Raw genomic sequence first — 25,414 nt, forward strand, 5'->3', positions numbered from 1 at the left:
CCGCGGCATTGGGGGTTTTTTCGGTTTTGGCACGGCGCTGAGCGCGAGCCCTGGGGTGTCGGCATGTGGACGAGGCGATCGTGAAGAGGAGGGGCGCGACACGGGCGATGTCGTCCTCTGGCGAGGAGAGGGTGAGCGAACTGTCTTTCGGCGGCGACACGCCTGTCGCCGTCGTGCCACATGGGTAAGGCATAGAGGCTTCGCTAGAATGGTGGCCATTCATCTCGCCGAGGAGGCCCCATGTCATATCGCCTGCTGATGTCCGTGATTCTGCTGAGTGCCGCCACCGTCATGGCCGGCTGCAGCTATACCCCCGCACGAATCGACGCCGAGCCGCTGGTGGAATTCGGCGATCGTCACGACCATGACCATGATCGTCATCGCCACGGCGGCGGCTTCTGCCCGCCGGGTCAGGCCAAGAAGGGGCGCTGCTGAGGTGGCGGAAGAGGGGCGCGGCCTGTCGTGTGTCGGCAGGCGAGCCGTCATCGCCCTGGGGCTGGCGGCGGCCCTGATGGTGGCCGGCTGCAGCTATACGCCGGCGCGCATCGATACCGGCCCGCTGGTGGAGTTCGGCGGCTATCACGACGGCCATCGCCACCATGAGCGCCGTCATCATGAACGCCGGCATCGTCACGATCGCCACTATCACGATCGCGATGACGGGAAGCGTCGCGCCCATCATCGGCGCCATCGCCATCATCGCGACGGCCGCCACCGCTCGCGCTTCTGCCCGCCGGGGCTCGCCATGCAAGGGCGCTGCTGAGCCGCACCGGGGACCGCCGGTTGCGTTCTCGGTCGGCTCGGCCCATGTTAAAGGGCGTCATCGACGAGTCTCCGGCAGGACGCCATGTCTCTTTTCGACCTGCGGGCCACCACCCTCGAACGCGAGCATGTGGCCCACGCCCACGACCATCACCAGCTGATCCTGGCGACCCGGGGCGCCACCGAGCTCTCCATCGAGGGGCAGGGCGAGCGCATCACCGGCGCACGGGGATGCCTGATTCCCTGTGCCCGCCACCACGAGTATCGCGGTGACGGGCGCAACCGGACCTTCGTGCTGGATATTCCCGCCGTGACCCTGCCCGGCTTGCGCGACGGCGAGCGCATCGAGCGGCTCTTCGACCGCCCGCGCTTCTTCGGCGTGCCGCCGCGGCTCAATCGGCTGGCCGACAGCCTGATGCTGCAGCTCGAGGCCTGCCCTGCGCTGCACAGCGAGATCGCGGCGCTGCTGCTGCGTGCGCTCTACCTGCACCTGGCCGTCGAGCCGTCGACGGGTGGCGCGATCCTGGCCGAGGCCGACGAGGGGCGGCTCGACCTGGCTCGCCTGGATGCCTGGATCGACCGCCACCTGGCCGATGAGATCCGGGTCGAGCGCCTGGCGGCGCTGTGCGCGCTGAGCGTCGGGCACTTCCATGCCCGTTTCCGCGAGCGCACCGGCCTGACCCCGCAGGCCTACGTCCAGCGGCGCCGCCTGGAGCACGCCCGCACCCTGGTCCATCACAGCGACCTGAGCCTGGGCCATATCGCGGCCCTGGTAGGCTTTCGCGACCAGGGCAGTTTCTCCCGCGCCTACCGTCGCCGGTTCGAGATCGCCCCCTCCCGGGAGCGTCGCCGGTCGTGAGGGTTCAGTAGCCTGGGGCAAGCAGGCCGCAGCCTCGGGCAAGCAGGCGGCGGGCGCCCGACCTACCTTGAGGTTCAGTCACCGGCGTCGGGCCTTTGCGGCCCGGCTCGATAACAACCACAAGAGGTCGAGACGATGACAACCCAGACGCTTCCCCGACTGGCGGCATGCGCCGTATTGCCCCTGGCCCTGGCCGTTACCCAGGCGCAGGCCCAGTCCTACGAGATGGCCATCGCCACCCTGATCCCCGAGAACCTGACCAACAACAGCATCTATCCCGCCCTGGTGCACTTCAAGGAGCAGGTGGAGTCGCAGACCGAGGGCGACCTCGCGGTCTCGATCTTCGGCGGTGGCCAGATGGGCTCGGAGGTGGAGACCGGCTCCCAGGTCCAGGCCGGCGGGCGCGCCCTGCAGTCGAGCATCCTCACCTCGGGGGCCATGTCGTCCTTCTATCCGGACTACCAGGTGGTCACCGCCCCCTTCCTGTTCGACAACTGGCGCCAGGCCTGGGCGTTCTTCGACGGCGAGTGGTTCGCGAACTTCATGGCCGGCACCGTCGAGGCCGCCGACATGCGCTACCTGGGCACCTTCGACGACGGCGGCGGCTTCGTGGCCTTCACCAACAACGAGCGCCTGATCGAGACCGTCGATGACCTCGAGGGGCTCAACATCCGCACCGAGGAGAACCCGGCCCACGTGGCGACCATGAAGGCGCTGGGCGCCTCGGCCACGCCGCTGCCCTGGGGCGAGCTGATCACCGCCCTGGAGACCGGCCTGGCCGACGGCCAGTTCAACGCCCCGGTGATCAACACCACCTACGGGCTGGACGAGGTCACCGACTACACCACCCTGACCGGCCACGTGTACAACAGCGCCTCCTGGGTGGTCAGCGAGAGCTGGTTCCAGGAACTGCCCGAGGACTACCGGCGCATCGTGACCGGGGCCGCCCGCGAGGCGGTGGCGCTCAGCCACGGGGCCTCGGCGATGCTCGCCACGGCCAGCTGGCAGAAGTCCTGCGAGCTGTTCGAGGAGTGCTACATCATGCCCACCGACGAGCGCCAGCGCATGGCCGAGATCGCCCGTCCGGCCTGGCGCACCTGGATCGTCGAGGACTTCGGCGCCGACCCGCAGCTGGTCGACGACCTGCTGGCCGAGGTGCAGTCGCTGCGCGAATCGCTGCCCGAGCAGGCCTACCAGCGCTACGGCCAGTGATCCTCCGGCCATCGCCCGCCACGACGGGGCGGCCCCAGCGTCGCCCCGTCGCCCATGACCGCCGCCGGAGCGCCCATGAGCCTGACAACCTCGGCCCGTCGGGTCAGTGATGCCGTCAATCGGGCCGCCATCGTGGTGTGCGTGGCCTGTATCCTCGGCATGCTGGCCATCTCCTTCACGGGCTTCCTGTACACCCTGTTCACCGGCGATGCCCTGAGCTGGACCTACTCGCTGGCGCGGCTGTTCCTGCCGTGGATCGGCCTGCTGTCATCTACCATCGCCCTGCACGCCGGCGAGCACGTGGCCATGACGCTGCTGATGCGCCTGCTGCCCGAGGCGCTGGTCAGGCTGTGCGCCGGGCTCACGCTCGTCGTGATGGCGGGCTTCGCGCTGCTGGTGATCTGGTATGGCTGGGGCTTCTTCCAGAATGCCACCCAGGTCTACATGGTGTCCGACAACCTCCAGATATCCCGCAAGTGGACGGCCATCGCCGTGCCGCTGTCCGGGGCGATCTTCCTGCTGCACCTGGTGCAGGGCTTCGGCCTGCTCGAGCATTTCGTCGACGAGTCTGCGGCGATCGAGGAGGCGATCCACGCCAACGACGAGGAGGCCCGCCCATGACTCCCGCCATCATCGCCTTCGTCCTGGTGCTGCTGATCGGCGCCCCGGTGGCCGTGGTCATGGCCATCTCCGGCGTCGCCGGCGTGTATTCGCTGGGCGGCGAACGCCTGGTCGGCATCATCGCCGATCGCATGTTCTCCGGGGTCTCCGGCTACATGCTGATCGCCGTGCCGTACTTCATCTTCACCGCCGAGCTGATGAACCAGGGCGGGCTGACCCAAAAGCTGATCGCCTTCAACAACGCCTTGTTCGGGCGCGTTCGCGGGGCGCTGTCCCACGTCAACGTCACGGTGTCGCTGTTCTTCGCCGGCCTCACCGGGGCGGCGATCACCGATACCGTGGCGATCGGCAAGATCATGATCCCGGAGATGAAGAAGCAGGGCTACGACGCCGAATACGCCGCGGCCATCACCGCCTGTTCGTCGATCATCGGCCCGATCATCCCGCCCAGCGTGGTGATGGTGGTCTACGCCACCCTGCTGCGCGACATCTCGGTGATCGACCTGTTTGCCGGCGGCATCCTGCCCGGCGTGCTGATGACCCTGGCGCTGCTGGTGACCAGCATCGTGCTGGCCTGGTGGCGCGGCTATCCCAAGCAGGCCGGCACGCCGGTCCGCGTGGCGGTGTTCGCCTTTCTCTCGGCGCTGCCGGCCATGCTGGTGCCGCTGATCATCCTCGGCGGGATCCTCTCCGGCATGACCACCATCACCGAGGCCTCGGGCTTCGCGGCGGTCTACGCCCTGTTCATCGGCATGGTCTTCTACCGCAACCTGACGCTGCACAAGGTCTGGCTGGCGCTAGTCACCACGGTGAAGTTCTCCGGGGTGGTGTTCTTCCTGCTGGCCACCTCGGCGGTGCTGGGCTGGTTCGTGACCCGCTCGGGCATCGCCCGAGAGGCCGCGACCCTGATCACCACGCTCAGCGACGTGCCCTTCGTCCAGATCATGCTGGTGTGCCTGCTGCTGATCGTGCTCGGCACCGTGATGGACGTGCTGCCGGCGCTGGTGGTGATCGGCCCGGTGGTAGTGCCGGCCATGGTCTCGCTGGGCTTCGACCCGCTGCACTTCGCCATCGTGATGATCGTCACGCTCAACATCGCCAACGTCACCCCGCCGGTGGGCATGACGCTGATGACCGCGGCGCGCATCGCCGAGGTGCCCTACGAGCGGGCCATCGTCGCCTCGCTGCCGTTCTACGCGGCCTTCATCTCGGTGGTGGTGCTGCTGGCGGTGTTCCCGTCGCTGTCCACCTGGATTCCCTCGCTGCTCGACTGAGCCCCGTGACAAGGACAGGTCCATGAAGCTCTTCTACCATCCCGACCAGGAGCGACACGCCCCGGAGACCTTCCTGCTGCGGGGCCGGCCGGCGCCTTCACCCGAGGGACCGGTGAGGGCCGAGCTGCTGGGCGAGGGGCTGGCCGCGGCCGGGCTCGCGCTCACGTCTCCCGCCGAGGCCGACGGCGCGCGGCTGCGCGAGCGCCTGGCGCGCATCCATACCCCGCGCTACCTCGATTTCCTGGAGACCATCCATGCCCGTTGGCGGGCGATGCCGGATGCCGCGGAGATCGTCGCACCCAACGTGCATCCCTGCGGCGGCGGCCACCACTACCCGCGCCATCCGGTGGGCCAGGCCGGCTGGCACTTGCACGACATGGCCTGTCCGATCACCGCCGACAGCTTCGCCGGTATCCTCGCCAGCGCCGCCACCGCCCAGGCCGCCGCCGAGGCGGTGGCCGGCGGCGAGCACGCCGCCTATGCGCTGTGCCGCCCACCCGGCCACCACGCCGGCCCGGAGCGGGCCGGGGGCTTCTGCTTTCTCAACAACGCCGCCCTGGCGGCGACGCTGCTGCGCGAGCGCTTTCCCCGGGTGGCGGTCCTCGACGTCGACCTGCACCACGGCAACGGCACCCAGGACATCTTCTACGCCGACGGCGACGTCTGGACCGGCTCGCTGCACGCCGACCCGGCGGACTTCTATCCGTTCTTCTGGGGCGGCGCCGACGAGGTCGGCGAGGGCGCGGGACACGGCGCCAACCTCAACCTGCCGCTGCCGGTGGGCAGCGACGGCGTGGCCTTCCTGGCCGCCCTGGACACCCTGGTCGAACGCCTCACCGAGTTCCGCCCCGCGGTGGTGGTGGTGGCCCTGGGCCTCGACGCCCACCGCGCCGACCCGCTGGCCGGCCTGGCCCTGGAAACCGCGGACTTCACCGCCGTGGGCCGACGCCTGGCGGCGCTCGACCTGCCCACGGTGCTGGTGCAGGAGGGCGGTTATCCCACTGAGCACCTGAGCCATAACCTGGCCGCCTTCATGGGTGGCTTCCAAGGCGCCTGAGGGCGTCCCGACAGAGAACGCGAGAGAAGAGAGACACGCCATGAGCCTGAGCCACCACGACAGCAACGAGCGCATGAGCCAGATCGTCGTCCACAACGGCACCGTCTACCTGGCCGGTCAGGTGCCTACCGATGCCGGCGCGGGCATGCGCGGCCAGACCGAGCAGGTGCTGGCGCGCATCGACGCGCTGCTGGCCAAGGCGGGCACCGCCAAGGAACACCTCGTCTCCGCCCAGATCTGGGTGACCAGCATGAGCGAGTTCGCCGAGATGAACGCCGCCTGGGATGCCTGGGTAGCGCCTGGCCGTCCGCCGGTGAGGGCCGCCGTGGAGGCCCAATTGGCCAGGCCCGAGTGGAAGGTCGAGATCATGGTCGTGGCCGCGCTGCCGGAGGCCTGAGATGCGCATCATCGACGCCGATAACGTGGCCGCGGCGCTGGCCTGGCCGGCGCTGGTGGAGCGGCTGGCCGTCACCTTCCGCGAGGGGGTGGAGTCGCCGCCGAGGCATCACCACGCCATGCATCGCCCCGACGGCGAGGCTACCCTGCTGCTGATGCCGGCCTGGGAGCGGGCCGGCTACATCGGGGTGAAGATGGTCAACGTCTTTCCCCAGAACGCCGATCATGGCCTGCCGGCGATTGCCGGCGTCTACCTGCTCAGCGAGGGCGAGCACGGCCGACCGCTGGCCTGCATCGACGGCAGCGAGCTGACCCGGCGGCGCACCGCCGCGGCCTCGGCGCTGGCGGCGCGCGAACTGGCCCGGGCGGACGCCGAGTCCCTGCTGGTGGTGGGCACCGGCAAGCTGGCGCCGATGGTCATCGAAGCGCACGCGGCGGTGCGGCCGATTCGCCGGGTACGCATCTGGGGCCGGCATCCCGACAAGGCCGAGCGCCTGGCCGCCGAGTATGCGGATCGCTTCGATACCGCGGCGGTCACCGACCTGGAGGCGGCGACCCGCGAGGCCGACCTGGTCAGCTGCGTGACGCTGTCCAGCGAGCCGCTGGTTCGCGGCGACTGGCTGTCGCCGGGCACCCACCTCGACCTGATCGGCGCTTTCCGGCCGACCATGCGCGAGACCGACGCCGAGTGCCTGCGACGCGGCGAGGTGTTCGTCGACACCTACGCCGGGGCCCGGGGCGAGGCCGGGGATATCCTCCAGGCCGTGGACGAGGGCGCCTTCGCCTTCGACGCGCTGCGCGGCGAGCTGGCCGAACTGCTGGATGGTCGAAAGCCCGGCCGCAGCGGCGACGAGGCCATCACGGTGTTCAAGTCGGTGGGCGCCTCGCTGGAGGACCTGGCGGCCGCCATCGAGGTCTGGGAGCGCCAGGAGGCGGGCCCATGACGGCCGGGACGACGAGGCCCGCCACGGGCTTCTTCTGGCACGAGCGCTGCTTCTGGCACGATCCCGGCGCCATCGGGGTGTTCGCCTCCCCGGGCGAGTTCCGTCAGCCCCAGCCGGCGTCGGAGAGTGCGGAGAGCAAGCGGCGGCTCAAGAACCTGCTCGAGGTCTCGGGGCTGATCGACGAGCTCGCGATGCGCAAGGCGCCGCCCGCGACGCGGGAGGACCTCGAGCGCTTCCATACCGTGCGCTATCTGGAGGCCCTGGCGGCCGGCGATCGCGACCGCGGCGGCGACGCCGGGGACTGCGCGCCCTACACGCCGGGCAGCCTGGCGGCGGCGTGCCAGTCCGCCGGGCTCGCCGTGGCGGCGGTCGAGGCGGTGGCCATCGGCGGGCTGACCAACGCCTATGCGCTGTGCCGCCCGCCGGGGCATCACGCCGAGGCCGACCGCGGGCGCGGCTTCTGCCTGCTGGGCAACATCCCGGTGGCGGTGAGGCGCGCCCGGGCGCTCGGCCAGGTGGGGCGAGTGGCGATCCTCGACTGGGACGTCCACCACGGCAACGGCCAGCAGTCGGCCTTCTACGCCGACCCCGAGGTCTTCACGGTGTCGATCCACCAGGCCGGCAACTACCCGCTGGACACCGGCGCCTTCGAGGAGCAGGGCGAGGGAGCGGGGCGGGGCGCCTGCCTGAACCTGCCGCTGCCGCCAGGCTGCGGCCTGGGGGCCTATGCCCATGCCATGGAGGCCCTGGTGCTGCCGGCCCTCGAGGCCTTCCGGCCCGAGCTGATCGTGGTCGCCTGCGGCTATGACGCCTGCGCCAAGGATCCGCTGGGCAAGATGCTGCTCAACGGCCGGGCCTTCGGCGAGATGACCCGCCGGCTCATGGCGCTGGCCGAGCGCGTCTGTGGCGGGCGGCTGGTGATGATCCACGAGGGCGGCTATTCGGAAGGCTACGTGCCCTTCTGCGGACACGCGGTGATCGAGGCCCTGGCGGGCAGCGAGATCGCCGTGCCGGACCCCCAGAACGACGAGATCGCCGCCTGGGGCTACCAGGCCCTGCAGCCCCATCAGCGGGCCCTGATCGACGACTGGCGCGATCGCTGGTTCGCTCATCCTTCCCCCGACGAGAGAATCCCATGACGCCCCTTTATGACCGCGACGGCTGGCTGTGGCGAGACGGCGACTGGCTGCCCTGGCGTGAGGCCGGGACCCATCTGCTGACCCACACCCTGCACTATGGCATGGGCTGCTTCGAGGGCGTGCGGGCCTATGAGGGCCCGGATGGCCGTCCGTCCCTGTTCCGGGTCGCCGAGCATACCCGGCGGTTGCTGGATAGCGCTCACGCCCTGGATATACCGTTATCTCACGACGCCGAGGCCCTGATCTCGGCCCAGCGCGAGTGCCTGACGCGCAACGGCCTGACCAACGCCTACCTGAAGCCGACCGTCTATCTGGGCGCCGAAGGCCTGGGCCTGCGTGCCAAGGGGTTGACCAGCCACGTGATGATTGCCGCCTGGGACCTCGGCGATTATGTCTCGCCGCAGGCATCGAGCGTCGGTCTGCGGGCGCTGACGTCCTCCTGGGCGCGCCACCACGTCAATATCAGCCTGTGTCGGGCCAAGACCAACGGCCACTATGTGAACGCGATGCTGGCGCTCAACACGGCGGTGAAGGCGGGCTTCGACGAGACCCTGATGCTCGATCCCGAGGGCTACGTGGCCGAGGCCTCGGCGGCCAACGTCTTCCTGCTGCGCGACGGCGTCCTGCATACCCCGGAGATCACCTCCTGCCTGCAGGGCATCACCCGCGACAGCGTCATCCGCCTGGCCCGGGAAGCGATGGGGCTCGAGGTGGTGGAGCGGCGAATCACCCGCGATGAGCTATATGTGGCCGACGAGGCCTTCCTCACCGGCACCGCGGCCGAGATCCTGCCGCTGCGCGAGCTGGACGGCCGCCATATCGGGGCGAGAGCGGGAGCACCGCCCCCCGGCGAGCCGATCGCCGATGACTCTGCGACCGCGCGCCTGCAGTGGCTCTATCGGCGGGTCACCCGAGGTGAGTTGGGCGACGACCTGACGGGCTTCGGTGACTGGCTGACGCCCGCCTGAGCCCATTGGGGGGAGTGCTGTTGTCGCAGTGGGCTCGGGTTAGGCATGTCAAGACACTAGGCAATGTCTGAAAAGTGCCTGCGCTCGGCTATACGGCGTTAAAAATCGGCTCAAAGTACTCATTTACTACCTGTAAACTCCGTCTTTTCACCGATTTTTGCCTTGTCTAGCCTTCGCTCACCGGCTTTTCAGACAAAGCCTAGGACTTGCGGGCGACGAGCCAGTGGGTGACGCCCAGCGCCAGGACCACGGCGGCGATGGCCAGGACGTATTCGGCCGAGACGGTCTCGATGTCCAGCACGATCACCTTCCGGGCGATGGCCATCAGCGCGGTGGCGATCACCAACTGGATGGGCAGCACGCTGGTACCGAGATAGAGCCGGATATTGATGAAGATCTCGATGGCGATCAGCACCACCATGAAGGCGCCGAACAGCCGGAAGATATCGCCGACCTCGAGCAGCAGGAAGGGCGGGGAGGCGAGCTGCTGGTAGAGGACGTAGATGACGTCGAAGATGCCCCATAGAATCACCAGCACCATCAGTACCGCCATGACCTTGACGCCGACGCGTATGACGCGATGCAGGATGCCGATCAGCGGATCGTCGTGCTCCTCGGGGAGTTCGTCGTGGACGAGTCGCTGGCGTGGCACCTTGGGAGTCTCGGGCTCCGTGCTCATGGCGTCTCTCCTGGCGGGCCTTAGAGCACTCTGCCACCCTGCCCGGGCGTTCGCCAATAAAAACGCCACGACGCAGGGCGTCGTGGCGACATCTCCATCCTCCCTGGGCATCGTCCCGATGCCGAGATCGGCGTCCCTGAGGGGCGTCCTGCCCCTGGCATCCCTGGCAAAGCGTGTGGCAGTGTCCCTTGCCGGTCCCGTCTTGGGCAGGATCAGTGTCGGCGACAGAGATGACGCCACCGTGACCGTTGCATGACGGTTCGGTGGCGTCAGCCTGAGAGGCGTAACCCGACGGGTGCGGCGGACCTCAGCGCTCGCCGATCTGGCGCTTCTTCAATCGATAGTCCAGCGCGGCGCGGCTAAGGCCCAGGCGCCGTGCCGCCGCGGAGACGTTGCCGCCGGCATCACGATAGGCCCGCGCCAGTAATGCTTCCTCCAGCGCTTCCAAGGCAATGCCGCCTTCCAGGATGCTGCCGCACAACGCTTCCAGCGCATCGCCGGTGGCCGCGTCATCGCCGGCCTGGGTGAGATGACCGCTGTCGCCGAGTACCTGGCCGCGGGCGGTGTCTGGCGCCTGACCCAACAATGCCTGCTCGCCGACCGCATGACCGTCGCCGGTCAGGATCACGCCGCGCTCGATGGTGTTCTGCAGCTCGCGGATGTTTCCCGGCCAGTCGTGGCGGCGCATGGCCGCCTGGGCCTGGTCGGTGAAGCCCAGGCTCTTGAGGCGGTAGTGCTGCTCGAAGCGCTTGAGGAAGTGCTCGGCGAGCAGCGGGATGTCGTCGCGACGATCCCGCAGCGGCGGGATCGCCACCGGATAGGCATTGAGCCGGAAGAACAGGTCGGCGCGGAAGCGACCGTCCTGGACCCGCTCGGCGAGATCCCCGTGGGTGGCGGCGACGATGCGCACGTCGACGTGGCGGCTCTCCTGGCCGCCGACCCGCTCTATCTGCTTCTCCTGCAGCACGCGCAACAGGGCGGCCTGAGCCCGCGGCGAGAGTTCGGCGAGTTCGTCGAGGAACAGGGTGCCGCCATGGGCACGTTCGAAGCGTCCGGCTCGGGACTGCACGGCGCCGGTGTAGGCGCCTTTCTCGACGCCGAACAGTTCCGACTCGATCAGCTCGGGCGGAATCGCCGCGCAGTTGACCGCCACGAAGGGCTTGTCGGCGCGCGCGCTCTGCTGGTGGGCGCGGTGGGCGAGGATCTCCTTGCCGGTGCCGGTCTCGCCGAGCAGCAGGATCGGCACCTCGGAGCGGGCGGCGCGATCGATCAGGTCCAGGGCGCCTAGGAAGGCGGGGGCCTGACCGATGGGGCGGTATCGCTCCTCGCCCTGGTGGCGGGCGATGTCGTCCTCCAGGTAGGCGATGCGCGACTGCAGCTCGTAGAGCTCGTCGATCAGAGGGTCCTCGCGGAACAGCTCGGCGAAGGCTTCATGATCCTCCCACTCTCGGGCCGGCTTGCCGACGATGCGGCAACGCGCGTCGCCGCAACCGCGGCATTCCACCTCGCGATACTGGATCTCCTGGCCGAGGAACTGGCTGGAATAGGCGCAGGCATAGCCCAGCTGAAGCCAGCACACCGGCTCCTTGAGCGGGCCGAAGATGTGCTGGGAGATGCTGACCTCGTAGGAGTCTTGCCACTCGAATTCGCCATAGAAGTGGCCATGTCGGGGATCGATGTCCAGGGCGATGGGGACTACCTTCACCAGCCCGCGGAGCGCGTGCAGCTGGGGCCCGGTGAGAAAGCCGTCTTCCACCGACATTTCCTGGCCGCGTACCGATCGGGCCAGCTCGGCGTCCTGGAGGCCGGCATGGTAGCCCAGGCGCATGAAGAAGCTGCGTGCGCGCTGCATGCCCATGGTGTTGACGATTTCCTGGCGGAACGTGGCCATGGTCTGGACCTGCAGCAGCAGCATGCGCTGCTCGCCGAGCCATATCTGCCCCTCGCTGGGCAGGAAGCGCAACTTGTCCAGGATGTCCTGGCTGTCGGGATAGCGCGGCGTCGTCAAGGGCGTGGGCATGGGGTCTCTCACGGTGTCGGGCGTTGGCATGCGGGATGTTGTGGTTATTGTGATGATGATTCTTTGGTCGTATTTTCCCGGCCGGGCGCTCCGCCGGCCGGAGATCCAGCATAAATCTCCCGCGCTTTTCCCACCAGCATTCCGCTTGGCCATCGCCCGGCGGCCTTCCGGTTTCATGAATTGATGACGCTGCAAGGCAGCAACTCATCATTTGCTTGATGCCTGGCGGCCTTCGGGGGCACGGCATCTGGGTTGCTTTCTTTTCAATTTATTGTTTATCAATGATTTTTTATTACGAATCGGCATCTGGCACGACGCTTGTAACGTCAGGGTGATGATGCATCCGGAGGTGCCCGATGTCCCAACCCGTCATTTCCCGTCCTCTCAAGCGCTATGTGCGTGTCAGGGAGCGCAGCGAGAAGTTCGTCGAGTTCGACTTTGCCATCGAGAATCCCGAACTCTTCGTCGAGCTGATCCTTCCCCCCCAGGCCTTCGAGGCGTTCTGCGCCCGAAATGAGGTGATTCACATGAGCGATGAGCAGGCCAGGCAGGTCGATATCCAGATGGAAAAGTGGCGCTACAGCGTCAGCCAATAAGCGAGCAGGTGTCGACAACACCGGACAACAACAAGCGAGGAGATACTATGAGCGTCGAGATCAAGACGGCAGAAATCGAGCCGATTCGCCAGACCTATGGCCACACCCGCAGGCGATTCGGCGACAAGCCGGCGACCCGCTACCAGGAAGCCAGTTTCGATATCCAGCCGACCGAGAACTTCCACTATCGTCCGATGTTCGACGAGCGGCATGAGCTCTACGACCCGGGTTACACGGCGCTGAAGATGGAGGATTGGTATGCCTTCAGCGATCCTCGCCAGTTCTATTACGGCGCCTGGGTCGGCGCCCGTGCCAAGTTCCAGGAGAGCACCGAAACCAGCTTCGCCTTCTTCGAGAAGCGCCATCTCGGCGGCCAGCTGAGCGACGAGGCGCGGCGCCTGGTGACCGAGTGCCTGCTGCCGCTGCGTCACGTCGAGCTCGGCGCCAACATGAACAATGTCGGTATCGCCTCGACCGCCTACGGCACCACCCTCAGCCAGGCCCACATGTTTCACGGCATGGACCGACTGGCCGCGGCCCAGTACCTGTCGCGGATCGGCCTGCTGATCGATGACAGCCCGGGAGTGCTGCTGGGCGAGGCCAAGCGGCTGTGGATGGACGATCCCGACTGGCAAGGCGTACGCCGCTACGTCGAAGACACGCTGGTGCTCGAGGACTGGGCCGAGCTGTCGGTGGCCCAGAACCTGGTGCTGGACGGCCTGCTGTATCCCTTCGTTCAGGAAACCCTGGATGCCCGATTGATGGACGCGGGAGGCGGCCAACTCGCCATGCTCACCGACTTCATGGGCGAGTGGTTCAAGGACGGCAGTCGCTTCATCGATGCGCTGGTGAAGGCGCTGGCCACCGAAAGCGACGAGAACCGCGGCCTGCTCGCACGCTGGGTGTTGGCATGGCGAGAGCGTGCCGTTGCCGCGTTGCAGCCGATCGCCGCCAGGGCCGGTGTAACGCTCGACGATGCCCTGTCGATCCTCGACAAGCGCCTGGCCAAGCTCGGCCTGCTCGAGACGCATTGAGCCGGCGCTCGATCGCCACGCTCGATCTTGCACGCCAACCCCCGATCTTTATCGCCAATGGAGTACCCGCTCATGTCACGCGTCTTTATCGCCCTGCAGGACAACGAGAATGCCCGCTTCATCGTCGAGGCGGTGACCGAGGACAACCCAAGTGCCGAGGTCAAGCACAGCCCGGCGATGGTGCGCATCGAAGCCGACGATCGCCTGACCATCCGGCGCGAAACGGTGGAGGAGAAGCTGGGTCGCGACTGGGACACCCAGGAGCTGCAGGTCGACCTGATCAGCCTCGGTGGCAACGTCGACGAGGACGACGACAGCTTCACCCTCTACTGGAACACCTGAGCCGTGGTGGCTCGCGCCATACGCCGGTCCCACACGCATGCGCCAGCCAATCATCTGCCAACAGCCAGCCAACAATAACGGCGAGGAGCCTTCCCATGAACGCCAAGACCCACAAGCGCCTCAACATGAAGGAGCGCTACCGGATCATGACCCGTGACCTGGACTGGGAACCCAGTTACCAGCGCTACGAGGACATTTTTCCCCAGGAGAGCTTCGAGGGCATCAAGATCACCGACTGGAGCCAGTGGGAGGACCCGTTCCGCCTGACCATGGACAACTACTGGAAATTCCAGGCGGAGAAGGAACGCAAGCTGTACGCTATTTTCGACGCAGTGTCGCAGAACAACGGCCAGATGAAGATCTCTGACCCGCGTTACCTGAATGCGGTCAAGCTGTTCATCACCGCCGTGACCCCGCTGGAGTACAACGCCTACAAGGGCTATGCCCGGGTGGGGCGCCAGTTCGGCGGTGTCGGCGCGCGTATCGCCTGCCAGATGCAGTCCATCGACGAGCTTCGCCACACCCAGACCCAGATCCATGCCATGAGCCACTACAACAAGTACTTCGGTGGCATGCATGACTTCCCGCACATGTTCGACCGGGTGTGGTACCTGTCGGTACCCAAGTCGTTCTTCGAGGATGCCTCCACGGCCGGTCCCTTCGAATTCCTGACCGCGATCTCGTTCTCCTTCGAGTACGTGCTGACCAACCTGCTGTTCCTGCCGTTCATGTCGGGGGCCGCCTACAACGGCGACATGAACACCGTGACCTTCGGCTTCTCGGCGCAGTCCGACGAGGCGCGTCACATGACCCTGGGGCTCGAGATCATCAAGTTCATCCTCGAGCAGCACGAGGACAACGTGCCTATCGTCCAGCGCTGGTTGGACAAGTGGCTGTGGCGCGGTTACCGGCTGCTGTCGATCGTCGGCATGATGATGGACTACATGCTGCCCAACAAGGTGATGTCCTGGGCCGAGGCCTGGACGATGTACTACGAGGAGGCCGGCGGCGCGCTGTTCAAGGAGCTCGAGCGCTACGGCATTCGTCCGCCCAAGTATGCCGAGCAGACCGTTACCGGCAAGCACCATGTCAGCCACCAGGCCTGGTTCATCTTCTACCAGTACGGCCATGCCACCGCCTTCAATACCTGGATTCCCACTGCCAAGGAGATGGACTGGCTGTCGGAGAAGTATCCCGACACCTTCGACCGTCTCTACCGGCCGCGCTTCGAGCTGCTGGCCGAAAAGGCCGCCCGCGGCGAGCGCTTCTACAACAACACCCTGCCGCAGCTGTGCCAGGTGTGCCAGATCCCGCTGTCGATCACCGAGCCGGACGACGACACCCTGCTCAGCCACCGTGACACCGTGCACGAGGGCGAGCGCTACCACTTCTGTTCCGATGGCTGCCGCGACATCTTCCAGCACGAGCCGGAGAAGTACGTGCAGGCCTGGCTGCCGGTGCACCAGATCCTGCAGGGCAACTGCGGTGGCGCCGATCTCGAGAAGGTGATCGGCGACTACTACCGGATCGAGATGGGCGAGGACAACCTCGACTTCGAGGGCTCCGCGGAGCAGCACCGCTGGAATGCGTGGAAACAGGCCGTCTGAGGAGGCAACGATCATGAGCGTGCAAGCCAACTATGCGAATTACCGGGGCCCGGTGCGGGACCGCGCCGAGAACTTCCACGGCCAGCAGCTGGTGTACGTGATGTGGGAGCGCCACCTGCTGTTCTGCGCCCCGCTGACCTTTCTCGCCGATCCGGCAATGTCCTTCGATGCCTTCCGCGACGAGGTGCTGGCACCGGCGCTGGCGCCGCACCCCGAGAGCGAGGTGCTGGACTTCACCGCAGCGCGCTGGCGCCTCGACGGCGAGGACGTCACGCCGCGGGGCGAGGCTTCGCTGGCCGACAACGGCATCGGCCACAAGTCTCAGCTGCGCCTGATCACGCCGCGGCTGTCCGAGCTGGCCGATGCGGCCATCTGAGGGGAGGAGAGTGTCATGAGCTATGCAGTGACCATCGAACCCACGGGCGAGATCGTCGAGGTGGAGGAGGGCCAGACCCTGCTCGACGCCGCCCTGCGCCAGGGCGTGTGGCTGCCCTTCGCCTGTGGCCACGGCACCTGCGGCACCTGCAAGGTGCAGGTGCTGGAGGGGGAAGCCGAAGTCGGCGAGGCCTCGTCTTTTGCGCTGATGGACATGGAGCGTGACGAGGGGGTTCGCCTGGCCTGCTGCTGTCGCCCCGAGAGCGATCTGGTGATCGAGGCGGACGTCGACGAGGACCCGGACTTCGCCGGTCATCCGGTGCAGGACTGGACGGCCACCGTCAGCGCCATCGTCGACCTGACCCCGACCATTCGCGAGATTCGCCTGACGCTTCCCGGCGAGGGCATGGCCTTCCAGGCCGGCCAGTACATCAACCTGCAGGTGCCGGGGGTGGAGGGCACCCGGGCCTTCTCCATCGCCACGGCGCCGGGCGAGCCCAACGAGATTGCGCTGCACGTGCGCAGGGTGGAGGGCGGAGCCGCCACCACCTGGCTCCACGAGCAGTTGGAGGAGGGCCAGGCGCTGGAGCTCAGCGGCCCCTACGGCCAGTTCTTCGTGCGCAAGTCCGATCCCAAGGACGTGATCTTCATCGCCGGCGGCTCGGGGCTCTCGAGCCCCGAGTCGATGATCCTCGACCTGCTCGCCGACCCCGAGGACACCCGGCGCATCACCCTGTTCCAGGGCGCACGCAATCTCGCCGAGCTCTACCACCGTGAGCGCTTCGAGGCGCTCGCCGCCGAGCATCCACGCTTTGACTACGTGCCGGCGCTCAATGCGCCGCTGGACGACGACGCCTGGGACGGCGTCGTGGGCTTTGTCCACGATGCCGCCATCGCGCACTTCGACGGTCGCTTCAGCGAGCACAAGGCCTACCTGTGCGGTCCGCCGCCGATGATCGAATCGGCCATCGGCGCGCTGATGAAGGGGCGGCTGTTCGAACGCGACATTCACATGGAGCGCTTCCTCACCGCCGCCGACGGTGCCGAGGCCCAGCAGCGTTCGGCCCTGTTTAAACGGATCTAGCTCAAACGAATCTAGCGCAAAAGGATCCCGCACCGGGGAATCCAGGCCACGGCCTTGGGCCGTTTATCACAAGAATCACAAGGAGCCACTCACCATGACCGTCAAGATTTTCGATACTCCCGAGGTCCAGGACTTCCTCCAGGCCGTCGCCGGCCTCGATCAGGCCGGCGGCAGCGAGCGCGCCAAGCGGATCCTGCATCGCCTGGTGTCCGACCTGTACCGGCTGATCGATGACTTCGATGTCACCCCCGAGGAGTTCTGGTCCTCGGTCAGCGTGCTCAACGAGTTGGGCCAACAGACCCAGTTCGGGCTGCTGGCCCCGGGGCTGGGCTTCGACCACTACCTCGATATTCGCATGGACGCCGAGGACGAGGCGCGAGGCCTGGCCGGCGGCACGCCGCGCACCATCGAGGGCCCGCTATACGTGGCCGGCGCTCCCGTGGCCGAGGGCGTTGCGCGCATGGACGATGGCAACGACCCGGACGCCGAGGCGATGTGGCTGACCGGGCGGGTGCGCGACACCGACGGCCAGCCGATCGCCGGGGCCAAGGTCGAGATCTGGCACGCCGACTCCAAGGGCAACTATTCGTTCTTCGACCCGACCCAGAGCGACTATCACCTGCGGCGTACCATCCTCACCGACGCCGAGGGTCGCTACCAGGCGCGCAGCATCATCCCGTCCGGTTACGGGGTGCCGGATGGCAGTTCTACCGACCGGGTGCTCAAGCTGCTGGGCCGCCATGGCCAGCGTCCGGCGCATATCCACTTCTTCGTCTCCGCGCCGGGGCACCAGCATCTGACGACCCAGATCAACCTAGCCGGCGATCCCTACACCTACGACGATTTTGCCTTTGCTACCCGCGAGGAGCTGGTGGTGGCGGGCACGCGCATCGAGGACCTCGCCGAGGCAGACACGCGTGGCTTCGACGGGCCCTTCACCGAGGTGGTCTTCGACGTCGCGCTGACGAGGACCGACGCACACGAGCTGCAGACCCGCCATGCCCGCCCCCGGGCCCTGGAAGGCGTGTCCGCCGGCTGAGCTCGGCACGACACCGCGCGCCGGTGCCCCGTCGGCACTGGCCGAACATAACGACAACAAGGGATCTCCCCATGACACACAAGATCACGCTGGCCCTCGGGCTGGCACTGGGCGGCTGCGCCCTGTCTTCCGCCGCCCAGGCCGCCAATGGCCACTACGTCCCCGGCGTCGAGGGCCTCGACGGCCCGGTGGTGCCGCCGCCCGGGCTCTACTACCGCGGCTACCTGGTGCACTACGATATCGACCGCCTGCGCGATGGGCAGGGCGACGCCGCGCCGGCGAGCAACACCGGCGAGGTCAACGCCCTGGTCAACCGCGTCGTCTGGGTGAGCGACAAGCGCTTCCTCGGCGCCGACGTAGGCATGGAGGCGATCGTGCCGGTGCTGGAGACGTCGCTCGATTTCAACGTCGCCGGCCTCGACGAGCGCGACAGCGGCGTCGGCGACGTCTTCCTGAGTCCGCTGGTGCTGGGCTGGCACGGCGAGCGCTGGGGTGCGGTGGCCGCCGCCGGCTACTGGTTCGCCAGCGGCGACTTCTCCGCCGACCGGCCGGCTTCACCCGGCAAGGGCTTCGGCTCCACCATGTTCACCCTGGGCGGTGCCTGGCACGTCGATGCCGAGAAGCGCTGGACCGTCTCGGCGCTGTCGCGCTACGAGCTCCACGGCGAACAGGACGACACCGGCATCACCCCCGGCGACAGCCTGACGCTGGAGTGGGGGCTCGGCCATCGCCTGGTCAGCGGTCTCAAGCTGGGACTGGTGGGGTATGACGCCTGGCAGCTCGAGGCGGACGATGGCGTAGCGCCTGGCTTGCCCAACGACAAGGCCGAGCAGCATGCCGTGGGCGCCGAAGCGGGGTATTTCTGGCCATCGCTGGCCCTCGGGCTGAACGGCGCCTATTACCACGAGTACGACAACCGCGACCGGCCCGAGGGCGACCTGTTCAGGGTCACCTTGACCAAGCGCTTCTGAGGCGCACGGACAAGGTTCTAGACGAGACGGCGGCCCCATGAGGGGCCGCCGTCGTCATTTCTCGATGATCTGCCGTTCCAGCGAGCTCAGCAGGCCGCGCAGCAGCGAGAGTTCCTTGCGTGAGGGCTGGGCGCGGGCGAACAGCGCCTGCAGCTGCTCCTCGGTGCGGGCATGGGGCTGGGTGATAAAGCCGCTTTCTCGCATCACCTTGGAGAGGTGCTCATGGAAGTGGCCGAGCTGTTCGCGGGTCGGTTGGCGATCGTGGGATGGCCGGGGCGCGCGGAAGTCGTTGTCGGGGCGCTGGCGCCAGGCGCGAAAGGTCTCGTAGGCCAGTACCTGCACGGCCTGTGAGAGGTTGAGGACGCCGTAGTCGGGGTTGGCGGGAATGCTGACCTGGTGGCTGCAGCAGCGGATCTCGTCGTTGGTCAGGCCGAAGCGCTCGCGGCCGAACACCAGGGCCACGGGGTCCGCGGCGGCGTGGCCGACCAGGGCCTCTGCCATCTCGGCGGGCTCGTCGAAGTGGGGCAGCGGCATGCTGCGCAGCCGGGCGCTGGCGCCGATCACCTGGACGCAGTCGCTCACCGCCGCCTCGAGGGAGTCGACGACTCGGGCGCTCTCGACCACGTCCTCGGCGCCGGCTGCGAGGCGCGATGCCTCGGGGTCGGGGAAGCAGCGGGGATTGACCAGCACCAGCTCGGTGAGGCCCATGGTCTTCATGGCCCGCGCCGAGGCGCCGATATTGCCGGGATGATAGGTCTGGACGAGAACGATGCGGATATTGGAGAGCATGGGGTCTCGGTAGAGGGGCTATGAAAATGGCGATCGACGCCATCTTACCCTGTCACGCCTCACGCCTCACGCCTCACGCCTCACGCCTCACGCCTGTAACAAAAAAGCCCCCCGCCGGTTTCCCGGCGGGGGGCTGTCTCAGGCCAGGCCTGGGGCAGGGGGTAGATCACTTTCACCCCCGCCTTCTGGATGGCGCTCTTCAGCGTTTCCCAGTCATCGCTGGTCAGCCGGGTGAGACGGTCCACCTGCTCGATGAGGAGGACATCCCCAGGCCCTGAGTCGGACAGCAGCCGCATCAGTTCTGAGTGATCCGCCTTGGTGCCACTGATGTTCTCGGCGTACGACGAGGCTACCCATGGAGCCATGCTCTGAACCGTACCGGGATTCCCGGAGGCTCCAAACCTTGAGAGGATGGAGCCATGAGCACGTCGAAACGCTACTCCCCCGAGGTACGCCAGCGGGCGGTCCGCATGGTCTTTGATCACGAGGCTGATTACCCCTCCCAGTGGGCGGCCATCGGTGCCATTGCCCCCAAGATTGGCTATACGCCAGAAACCCTGCGGAGCTGGGTCCGACAGGCTGAGCGTGATGCAGGTCGCCGTGAAGGCACCACGACGTCAGAGCGTGAGCGGATCAAGGCACTGGAGCGCGAGAACCGGGAGTTGAAGCAGGCCAACGAGATCCTGCGTAAGGCGTCTGCGTATTTTGCCCAGGCGGAGCTCGACCGCCGCGGCAAGTGATGATCGAGTTCATCGATGATCACCGGGAGACGTAGGGGGTCGAGCCAATCTGCCGCGTCCTGCCGATCGCCCCGTCGACGTACTACGAGCACAAGGCCCGTGAAGCACAGCCTGACCGCGCGCCGTCCCGAGTCCAGCGTGATCGCTGGCTGTGCGCTGAAATTCAGCGTGTCTGGGACGAGAACTTCGGTGTTTACGGTATCCGCAAGGTCTGGCGCCAATTGCATCGAGACGCTATCCCTGCCGCTCGTTGCACTGTAGAGCGCCTGATGCGCAGGATGGGGTTGCGTGGCGTGGTGAGAGGCAAGCCGGTCCGTACGACCGTGCCGGATCCCACCAAGGCTTCTCCGGCAGACCTGGTACGGCGACAGTTTCACCCCACTCGGCCGAATGCGCTGTGGGTATCGGATTTTACCTATGTCGCGACTTGGCAGGGCTTCGTCTATGTCGCCTTCGTCATCGATGCCTTTGCCCGGCGAATCATCGGCTGGCGAGCCTCCCGCACACCCCGCACCGACATGGTGCTGGATGCGCTGGAACAGGCGCTTCACGAACGCCCTCAGCGATCAGGCAGCAACTTGATCCACCATAGCGATAGGGGCGTTCAATATGTCTCAATTCGATATACGGAACGTTTGGCGGAGACCGACATCGAGCCCTCGGTGGGTAGCGTGGGCGATTCGTACGACAACGCGCTGGCTGAGACGGTCATCGGGTTATTCAAGACCGAAGTAATCCGCCAACGCGGGCCATGGCGGCACTTGGAAGCCATGGAGTTCGCCACCCTAGAGTGGGTCGACTGGTTCAATCACCGGCGGCTACTGGAGCCGATCGGCAACATGCCACCGGCTGAGCGAGAAGCCCTGTATTACGAGCAACAGGGTCAGGCCAAGAAGGCGGCCTGACTCAAACCAACGAGTCTCCGAGAAAGCCGGTACGGTTCAGGATCTGATTGCCCTGCTGGCTGAAATCGTCAGGTGAGGGGGCTCCTTGGTCATGAAGTCAGATCTCTAGTATTAGCCTTGACGAATTGCATCCAGACGCTGGGACAGCTTCCTTGCCTCGGGGTGTTTCAGGCGGACTAGCCTTCCTACTCGTCCTTTGGCGCTGTCCCACGCTTTCCGATTTTCTGGGGTCATTCCATCTCTGCCGACGGCTTTCTCCAGGTTATGGACTGCCGAGCGAATTCTTTTCCGCTCAGCCTTGCCAATTGCTGGGGAGCCGCCGGTTGTAACCAGTCCAGTGACTTCGAGTTTTTGTCCCTTGCGGCTGACATGACTCTTGGAGCGTTTGGGGCGACACCCTTTTGATGCCAGCATTCTGTACACCTTGGCCCTAGCTTCGCCGATGGTGCTGTTTGAAACCTGGCGGCATGACGAGTACGTCACATCGTCGACGAACCGAGAGTATGTCAGGCCCATTGGCTTCAGATCTTCAACCAGTTGGGCCTCTCGGTCCCAGAATGCGAGGTTAGCCAGATAGCTGCTGGTCTTGGCCCCCTGCGGTATGGCTCCTTTTCGTGTTGTCAGCTCAGTCAACAGTTCCGATACTTCAGGAGAAAACCCGAAGAATCGTAGCCAGACCGTGAACACTAGCTTGCGGTCCAACGATGGATAGAAGTCTGCAATGTCGTCGAGTATCAAAATCGCTGCGCCCGTGTGCAGTGCGGCGTTCGATACGTGATCTCTCGGGAATTCGGTATCCTTGATGCCGCCATGCAAGTAACGTGGGAAGCTCACCTTGTGTAGGATCTTCTGGACGATTTGATGCTGTACTCGTTTCAGATCTGGATGTGCGTCATAGGTCATCCGAAGGCTGCCATCCCTCTTCTCTCGGGGGACAGGCCGATAGGACTCAGAAGCAGCGTTGGCAATCGCTTGTAGCCTGGGGAGCGGAGTATTCAGTAACCGCGCAAGACGCTCAGGGTCGACAATCGGACTGTGGGGGTAAGAGGGTGTCAGGTCATAGGAGCCGGACATCAAGCGGACTCCCTCATCAGATTCAGGGCTGCCGCAGAGAGCTTTTCCTTTAGCTCTGGAGTAAACCCTGTCAAGTCTTCCTCATCGGCAGCGAGGAAGAGCAGCAGGGTCATGGGAACATCCAGCCCTTTAGCGATACTTTCCAGCGATGATAGGCCTGGGTCTGACCGCTCACCCCGCTCAAGTAGCGATAGATAGGAAACTGACACGCCAGCCCGTCTGGCCAACTCCCCTTGAGTCAGCTTACGCTGCTGGCGGCATAGCTTGATTGCGTACCCAATATTCATATCGCGCAACCAACCGAAAATCTTAAAGTAGTGGTTTGCTGTGTCACATGAAGTCCTCAAAGAGCGCCTTGATCACCGGAAGGTACTTCAACGCCTCACCGAGCTTGGCCAGAGCGGCAGCCGCCCTTGCTGGCTTGGGATCGGTAGTCAGAGCTTCCTCCAGAATCGCAATCGCCTCATCCAGTCCATCTGTAACGCGAGCATCTACGTCGTCGTGCATCCCTGACCGCACCTGCTTGAGCAGGTCAACAGTCTTGATTAAACGTGCAGTATCCATCGGAAATACCTCGTCTCTCATCGGGCGGAATTGCCCCGCCGTCAAGCAATTGAGCCGATAAGGAACGCGTAGATGCTCCAGCAAACCACCGTTCAGCTCCTTGGCAAAGGAGCCTCCCGCCGTACAAGACTGCTGGTCGCCGGGTCGCCGGGTCGCCGGGTCGCCGGGTCGCCGGGTCGCCGGGTCGCCGGGTCGCCGGGTCGCCGAGCAGCAGGATCGCTGTGCGGCAAGTGAACCCTGGGGGAACAACTCCCTGGGTTGACCAACTAGGTTGGCCCGCTTGCAAGCTCAATCGAGGTAAATCAACACGTTTAAAGAGCACCTGGGTGGTACACCCAGCCTGTAGAATAAGGTAGCTGGAGTTTTACTCTGAGTCAAATCTTGAGTGCCAAATGAATTGGGCGCGAGGTGAGCGGTTGAGCGAGTGCCAAGGGTAGAGCTGGACCATACAGCTCCCAAAAGAAAACCCCCGGTGTCTGGGAGTAGGCGTCCTACATTCCCATGACCGGGGGTTTTGTTTAGCAGGGCAGGAAGCTCGTGAGGAGGAGGTCTGGCAACTTTGGAAGCCATTTCCAGACCTTCCTACAATCTTCCTACATTCCTTCCTACATCGCTGCCTACATCGTTATTTAAGACATTGATTTCAAAAGGATGCTAGGGGTGGCTGGCAGATTACATCATGCCGCCCATGCCACCCATGCCGCCCATGCCGCCCATGTCGGCGCCACCGGCTTCCTTCTCGTCCGGGTCGTCGGCGATCATGCACTCGGTGGTGATCATCAGGCCGGCAACGGAGCCCGCGGACTGCAGGGCAGAGCGGGTGACCTTGGCCGGGTCAAGCACGCCCATCTCGAACAGGTCGCCGAACTCGCCGGTCTGGGCGTTGTAGCCGAAGTTGCCCTCACCGTCCTTGACGCGGTTCAGGATGACGGAAGCCTCCTGGCCGGCGTTGGTGACGATCTGACGCAGCGGCGCTTCCATGGCGCGCACGGCGATGGCGATGCCGTGGGTCTGGTCTTCGTTGTCGCCCTTGAGGCCGGCGATCTTGGTCAGCACGCGGATCAGGGCGGTACCACCGCCCGGCACCACGCCTTCCTCGACGGCGGCACGGGTGGAGTGGAGTGCGTCCTCGACGCGCGCCTTCTTCTCCTTCATCTCCACCTCGGTGGCGGCACCGACGCGGATCACGGCGACACCGCCGGCCAGCTTGGCGACGCGCTCCTGGAGCTTCTCGCGATCGTAATCGGAGGAGGTCTCCTCGATCTGGGCGCGGATCTGGTTGACGCGAGCCTCGATGTCACCGTCCTGGCCGGCGCCGTCGATGATGGTGGTGTTCTCCTTGGACATGGTCACGCGCTTGGCGGTGCCCAGGTGGTCCAGGGTGGCCTGCTCGAGGTCCAGACCCACTTCCTCGGAGATCACGGTGCCGCCGGTGAGGATGGCGATGTCCTGCAGCATGGCCTTGCGACGGTCGCCGAAGCCCGGGGCCTTGGCGGCCGCGACCTTGACGATGCCGCGCATGGTGTTGACCACCAGGGTAGCCAGCGCCTCGCCCTCGATGTCCTCGGCGATGATCACCAGCGGCTTGCCGGCCTTGGCCACGGCCTCGAGGGTCGGCAGCAGTTCGCGGATGTTGGAGATCTTCTTGTCCACCAGCAGGATGAACGGATCTTCCAGCTCGACCGCCATGGTGTCCTGGTTGGTGACGAAATAGGGCGACAGGTAGCCGCGGTCGAACTGCATGCCTTCCACGACGTCCAGCTCGTCCTCGAAGCCACGGCCCTCGTCGACGGTGATCACGCCTTCCTTGCCGACCTTCTCCATGGCCTCGGCGATGATGCGGCCGATGTTGGCGTCGCCGTTGGCGGAGATGGTGCCGACCTGGGCGATCGCGTTGGAGTCGGTGCAGGGCACGGCCAGCTCGCCGACTTCCTTGACCGCGGCGGTGACGGCCTGGTCGATGCCGCGCTTGAGGTCCATCGGGTTCATGCCGGCGATCACGCCCTTCAGGCCCTCGGTCACGATGGACTGGGCCAGCACGGTGGCGGTGGTGGTGCCGTCACCGGCGACGTCGGAGGTCTTGGAAGCGACTTCCTTGACCATCTGCGCGCCCATGTTCTCGAACTTGTCCTTGAGCTCGATTTCCTTGGCCACGGAGACGCCGTCCTTGGTCACGGTCGGCGCGCCGAAGGATTTTTCCAGCACCACGTTGCGGCCCTTCGGGCCCAGGGTGGCCTTGACGGCGTTGGCCAGGGTGTCGACACCCTTGGCCATGCGGGTGCGGGCATCGCTGGAGAACTTGACTTGTTTCGCTGCCATTTTCGTTTGCTTCCTGTGAGTTCGTGAACGTCAGTTGCGAGCGT

27 protein-coding genes, 1 pseudogene and 1 other annotated feature are annotated in these 25,414 nt (G+C 65.9%); of the genes and pseudogenes, 20 read left to right on the top strand and 8 right to left on the bottom strand.

Going from position 1 to position 25,414, the window contains the following annotated elements:
* The first annotated feature begins 240 nt into the window (after window positions 1–240).
* The 11 genes from ACXAFN_RS15140 to ACXAFN_RS15190 all read left to right on the top strand — a co-directional run bounded on the left by ACXAFN_RS15140 (window position 241) and on the right by ACXAFN_RS15190 (window position 9,232).
* On the top strand, window positions 241–435 hold the full coding sequence (locus ACXAFN_RS15140) for a hypothetical protein (protein ID WP_474989928.1): 195 nt from the start codon (window positions 241–243) through the stop codon (window positions 433–435).
* A 1-nt stretch (window position 436) separates the two neighbouring features.
* On the top strand, window positions 437–763 hold the full coding sequence (locus ACXAFN_RS15145; protein ID WP_474989930.1) for a hypothetical protein: 327 nt from the start codon (window positions 437–439) through the stop codon (window positions 761–763).
* A gap of 84 nt (window positions 764–847) precedes the next feature.
* The gene (locus ACXAFN_RS15150; protein WP_474989932.1) at window positions 848–1,621 is read left to right on the top strand and encodes a helix-turn-helix domain-containing protein; all 774 of its coding nucleotides are present in this window, start codon (window positions 848–850) and stop codon (window positions 1,619–1,621) included.
* Between the two features lie 135 nt (window positions 1,622–1,756).
* A complete protein-coding gene (locus tag ACXAFN_RS15155; protein ID WP_474989934.1) occupies window positions 1,757–2,833 on the top strand; it encodes a TRAP transporter substrate-binding protein in 1,077 nt (358 codons plus the stop codon).
* Between the two features lie 75 nt (window positions 2,834–2,908).
* Window positions 2,909–3,454 carry a TRAP transporter small permease gene (locus tag ACXAFN_RS15160; RefSeq protein ID WP_474989936.1) on the top strand — a complete coding sequence of 182 codons (546 nt, stop codon included), beginning with the start codon at window positions 2,909–2,911 and terminating at the stop codon, window positions 3,452–3,454.
* A complete protein-coding gene (locus ACXAFN_RS15165) occupies window positions 3,451–4,728 on the top strand; it encodes a TRAP transporter large permease (protein WP_474989938.1) in 1,278 nt (425 codons plus the stop codon). The genes ACXAFN_RS15160 and ACXAFN_RS15165 overlap by 4 nt, the downstream gene beginning before the upstream one ends.
* A gap of 22 nt (window positions 4,729–4,750) precedes the next feature.
* Entirely contained in the window at window positions 4,751–5,785 is a 1,035-nt protein-coding gene (locus ACXAFN_RS15170) for a histone deacetylase family protein (RefSeq protein WP_474989940.1), read from the top strand.
* 40 nt (window positions 5,786–5,825) lie between these two features.
* Window positions 5,826–6,182: a RidA family protein gene (locus ACXAFN_RS15175; protein WP_474989942.1), complete on the top strand. Its 357-nt coding sequence runs from the start codon at window positions 5,826–5,828 to the stop codon at window positions 6,180–6,182.
* Window position 6,183: 1 nt separating this feature from the next.
* Entirely contained in the window at window positions 6,184–7,125 is a 942-nt protein-coding gene (lhpI, locus tag ACXAFN_RS15180; protein ID WP_474989944.1) for a bifunctional Delta(1)-pyrroline-2-carboxylate/Delta(1)-piperideine-2-carboxylate reductase, read from the top strand.
* Window positions 7,122–8,264, top strand: a complete 1,143-nt coding sequence (locus ACXAFN_RS15185) for a class II histone deacetylase (RefSeq protein ID WP_474989946.1) — start codon at window positions 7,122–7,124, stop codon at window positions 8,262–8,264. The genes lhpI and ACXAFN_RS15185 overlap by 4 nt, the downstream gene beginning before the upstream one ends.
* Window positions 8,261–9,232, top strand: a complete 972-nt coding sequence (locus ACXAFN_RS15190) for a branched-chain amino acid transaminase (RefSeq protein ID WP_474989948.1) — start codon at window positions 8,261–8,263, stop codon at window positions 9,230–9,232. The genes ACXAFN_RS15185 and ACXAFN_RS15190 overlap by 4 nt, the downstream gene beginning before the upstream one ends.
* Window positions 9,233–9,431: 199 nt before the next feature.
* On the opposite strand, the gene ACXAFN_RS15195 is transcribed toward ACXAFN_RS15190, so the two are convergent.
* Both ACXAFN_RS15195 and ACXAFN_RS15200 read right to left on the bottom strand, forming a co-directional pair.
* Entirely contained in the window at window positions 9,432–9,911 is a 480-nt protein-coding gene (locus tag ACXAFN_RS15195; protein WP_474989950.1) for a phosphate-starvation-inducible PsiE family protein, read from the bottom strand.
* Between the two features lie 307 nt (window positions 9,912–10,218).
* Window positions 10,219–11,931 (bottom strand): sigma 54-interacting transcriptional regulator, encoded by a 1,713-nt coding sequence (locus tag ACXAFN_RS15200; RefSeq protein ID WP_474989952.1) that lies wholly within the window; start codon window positions 11,929–11,931, stop codon window positions 10,219–10,221.
* 356 nt (window positions 11,932–12,287) lie between these two features.
* Here ACXAFN_RS15200 and ACXAFN_RS15205 point away from each other — a divergent pair, with 356 nt between their 5' ends.
* The 8 genes from ACXAFN_RS15205 to ACXAFN_RS15240 all read left to right on the top strand — a co-directional run bounded on the left by ACXAFN_RS15205 (window position 12,288) and on the right by ACXAFN_RS15240 (window position 18,979).
* A complete protein-coding gene (locus ACXAFN_RS15205; protein ID WP_474989954.1) occupies window positions 12,288–12,527 on the top strand; it encodes a phenol hydroxylase subunit in 240 nt (79 codons plus the stop codon).
* A 47-nt stretch (window positions 12,528–12,574) separates the two neighbouring features.
* The gene (locus ACXAFN_RS15210) at window positions 12,575–13,561 is read left to right on the top strand and encodes an aromatic/alkene monooxygenase hydroxylase subunit beta (protein WP_474989956.1); all 987 of its coding nucleotides are present in this window, start codon (window positions 12,575–12,577) and stop codon (window positions 13,559–13,561) included.
* Window positions 13,562–13,633: 72 nt separating this feature from the next.
* On the top strand, window positions 13,634–13,903 hold the full coding sequence (locus ACXAFN_RS15215; RefSeq protein ID WP_474989958.1) for an MmoB/DmpM family protein: 270 nt from the start codon (window positions 13,634–13,636) through the stop codon (window positions 13,901–13,903).
* 95 nt (window positions 13,904–13,998) lie between these two features.
* Entirely contained in the window at window positions 13,999–15,510 is a 1,512-nt protein-coding gene (locus ACXAFN_RS15220) for an aromatic/alkene/methane monooxygenase hydroxylase/oxygenase subunit alpha (protein ID WP_474989960.1), read from the top strand.
* Window positions 15,511–15,523: 13 nt separating this feature from the next.
* Complete coding sequence (locus tag ACXAFN_RS15225) at window positions 15,524–15,886, top strand: phenol hydroxylase subunit P4 (RefSeq protein WP_474989962.1); 363 nt, start codon at window positions 15,524–15,526, stop codon at window positions 15,884–15,886.
* A gap of 15 nt (window positions 15,887–15,901) precedes the next feature.
* Entirely contained in the window at window positions 15,902–16,969 is a 1,068-nt protein-coding gene (locus ACXAFN_RS15230; protein ID WP_474989964.1) for a 2Fe-2S iron-sulfur cluster-binding protein, read from the top strand.
* Between the two features lie 94 nt (window positions 16,970–17,063).
* On the top strand, window positions 17,064–18,008 hold the full coding sequence (gene catA, locus ACXAFN_RS15235) for a catechol 1,2-dioxygenase (RefSeq protein WP_474989966.1): 945 nt from the start codon (window positions 17,064–17,066) through the stop codon (window positions 18,006–18,008).
* 71 nt (window positions 18,009–18,079) lie between these two features.
* On the top strand, window positions 18,080–18,979 hold the full coding sequence (locus ACXAFN_RS15240) for a SphA family protein (protein ID WP_474989968.1): 900 nt from the start codon (window positions 18,080–18,082) through the stop codon (window positions 18,977–18,979).
* A 54-nt stretch (window positions 18,980–19,033) separates the two neighbouring features.
* On the opposite strand, the gene ACXAFN_RS15245 is transcribed toward ACXAFN_RS15240, so the two are convergent.
* On the bottom strand, window positions 19,034–19,768 hold the full coding sequence (locus tag ACXAFN_RS15245) for an RNA methyltransferase (RefSeq protein ID WP_474989970.1): 735 nt from the start codon (window positions 19,766–19,768) through the stop codon (window positions 19,034–19,036).
* A gap of 80 nt (window positions 19,769–19,848) precedes the next feature.
* Entirely contained in the window at window positions 19,849–20,133 is a 285-nt protein-coding gene (locus tag ACXAFN_RS15250; RefSeq protein WP_474989972.1) for a recombinase family protein, read from the bottom strand.
* Between the two features lie 54 nt (window positions 20,134–20,187).
* Here ACXAFN_RS15250 and ACXAFN_RS15255 point away from each other — a divergent pair.
* A pseudogene (locus ACXAFN_RS15255) lies at window positions 20,188–21,413 on the top strand (IS3 family transposase).
* Window positions 20,466–20,582: a sequence feature (AL1L pseudoknot), on the top strand. It overlaps the preceding pseudogene by 117 nt.
* A gap of 111 nt (window positions 21,414–21,524) precedes the next feature.
* On the opposite strand, the gene ACXAFN_RS15260 reads toward ACXAFN_RS15255, so the two are convergent.
* The 4 genes from ACXAFN_RS15260 to groL all read right to left on the bottom strand — a co-directional run bounded on the left by ACXAFN_RS15260 (window position 21,525) and on the right by groL (window position 25,370).
* Complete coding sequence (locus ACXAFN_RS15260) at window positions 21,525–22,487, bottom strand: reverse transcriptase family protein (RefSeq protein ID WP_474989974.1); 963 nt, start codon at window positions 22,485–22,487, stop codon at window positions 21,525–21,527.
* A complete protein-coding gene (locus tag ACXAFN_RS15265) occupies window positions 22,487–22,774 on the bottom strand; it encodes a helix-turn-helix domain-containing protein (protein ID WP_474990166.1) in 288 nt (95 codons plus the stop codon). Before ACXAFN_RS15265 ends, ACXAFN_RS15260 begins: the two co-directional genes overlap by 1 nt.
* A 43-nt stretch (window positions 22,775–22,817) precedes the next feature.
* Window positions 22,818–23,051, bottom strand: a complete 234-nt coding sequence (locus tag ACXAFN_RS15270; protein WP_474989976.1) for a hypothetical protein — start codon at window positions 23,049–23,051, stop codon at window positions 22,818–22,820.
* Window positions 23,052–23,723: 672 nt separating this feature from the next.
* A complete protein-coding gene (groL, locus tag ACXAFN_RS15275; RefSeq protein WP_474989978.1) occupies window positions 23,724–25,370 on the bottom strand; it encodes a chaperonin GroEL in 1,647 nt (548 codons plus the stop codon).
* Window positions 25,371–25,414 lie beyond the last annotated feature (44 nt).

The sequence above is a fragment of the Halomonas sp. ABH4_019 genome, assembly GCF_056159885.1.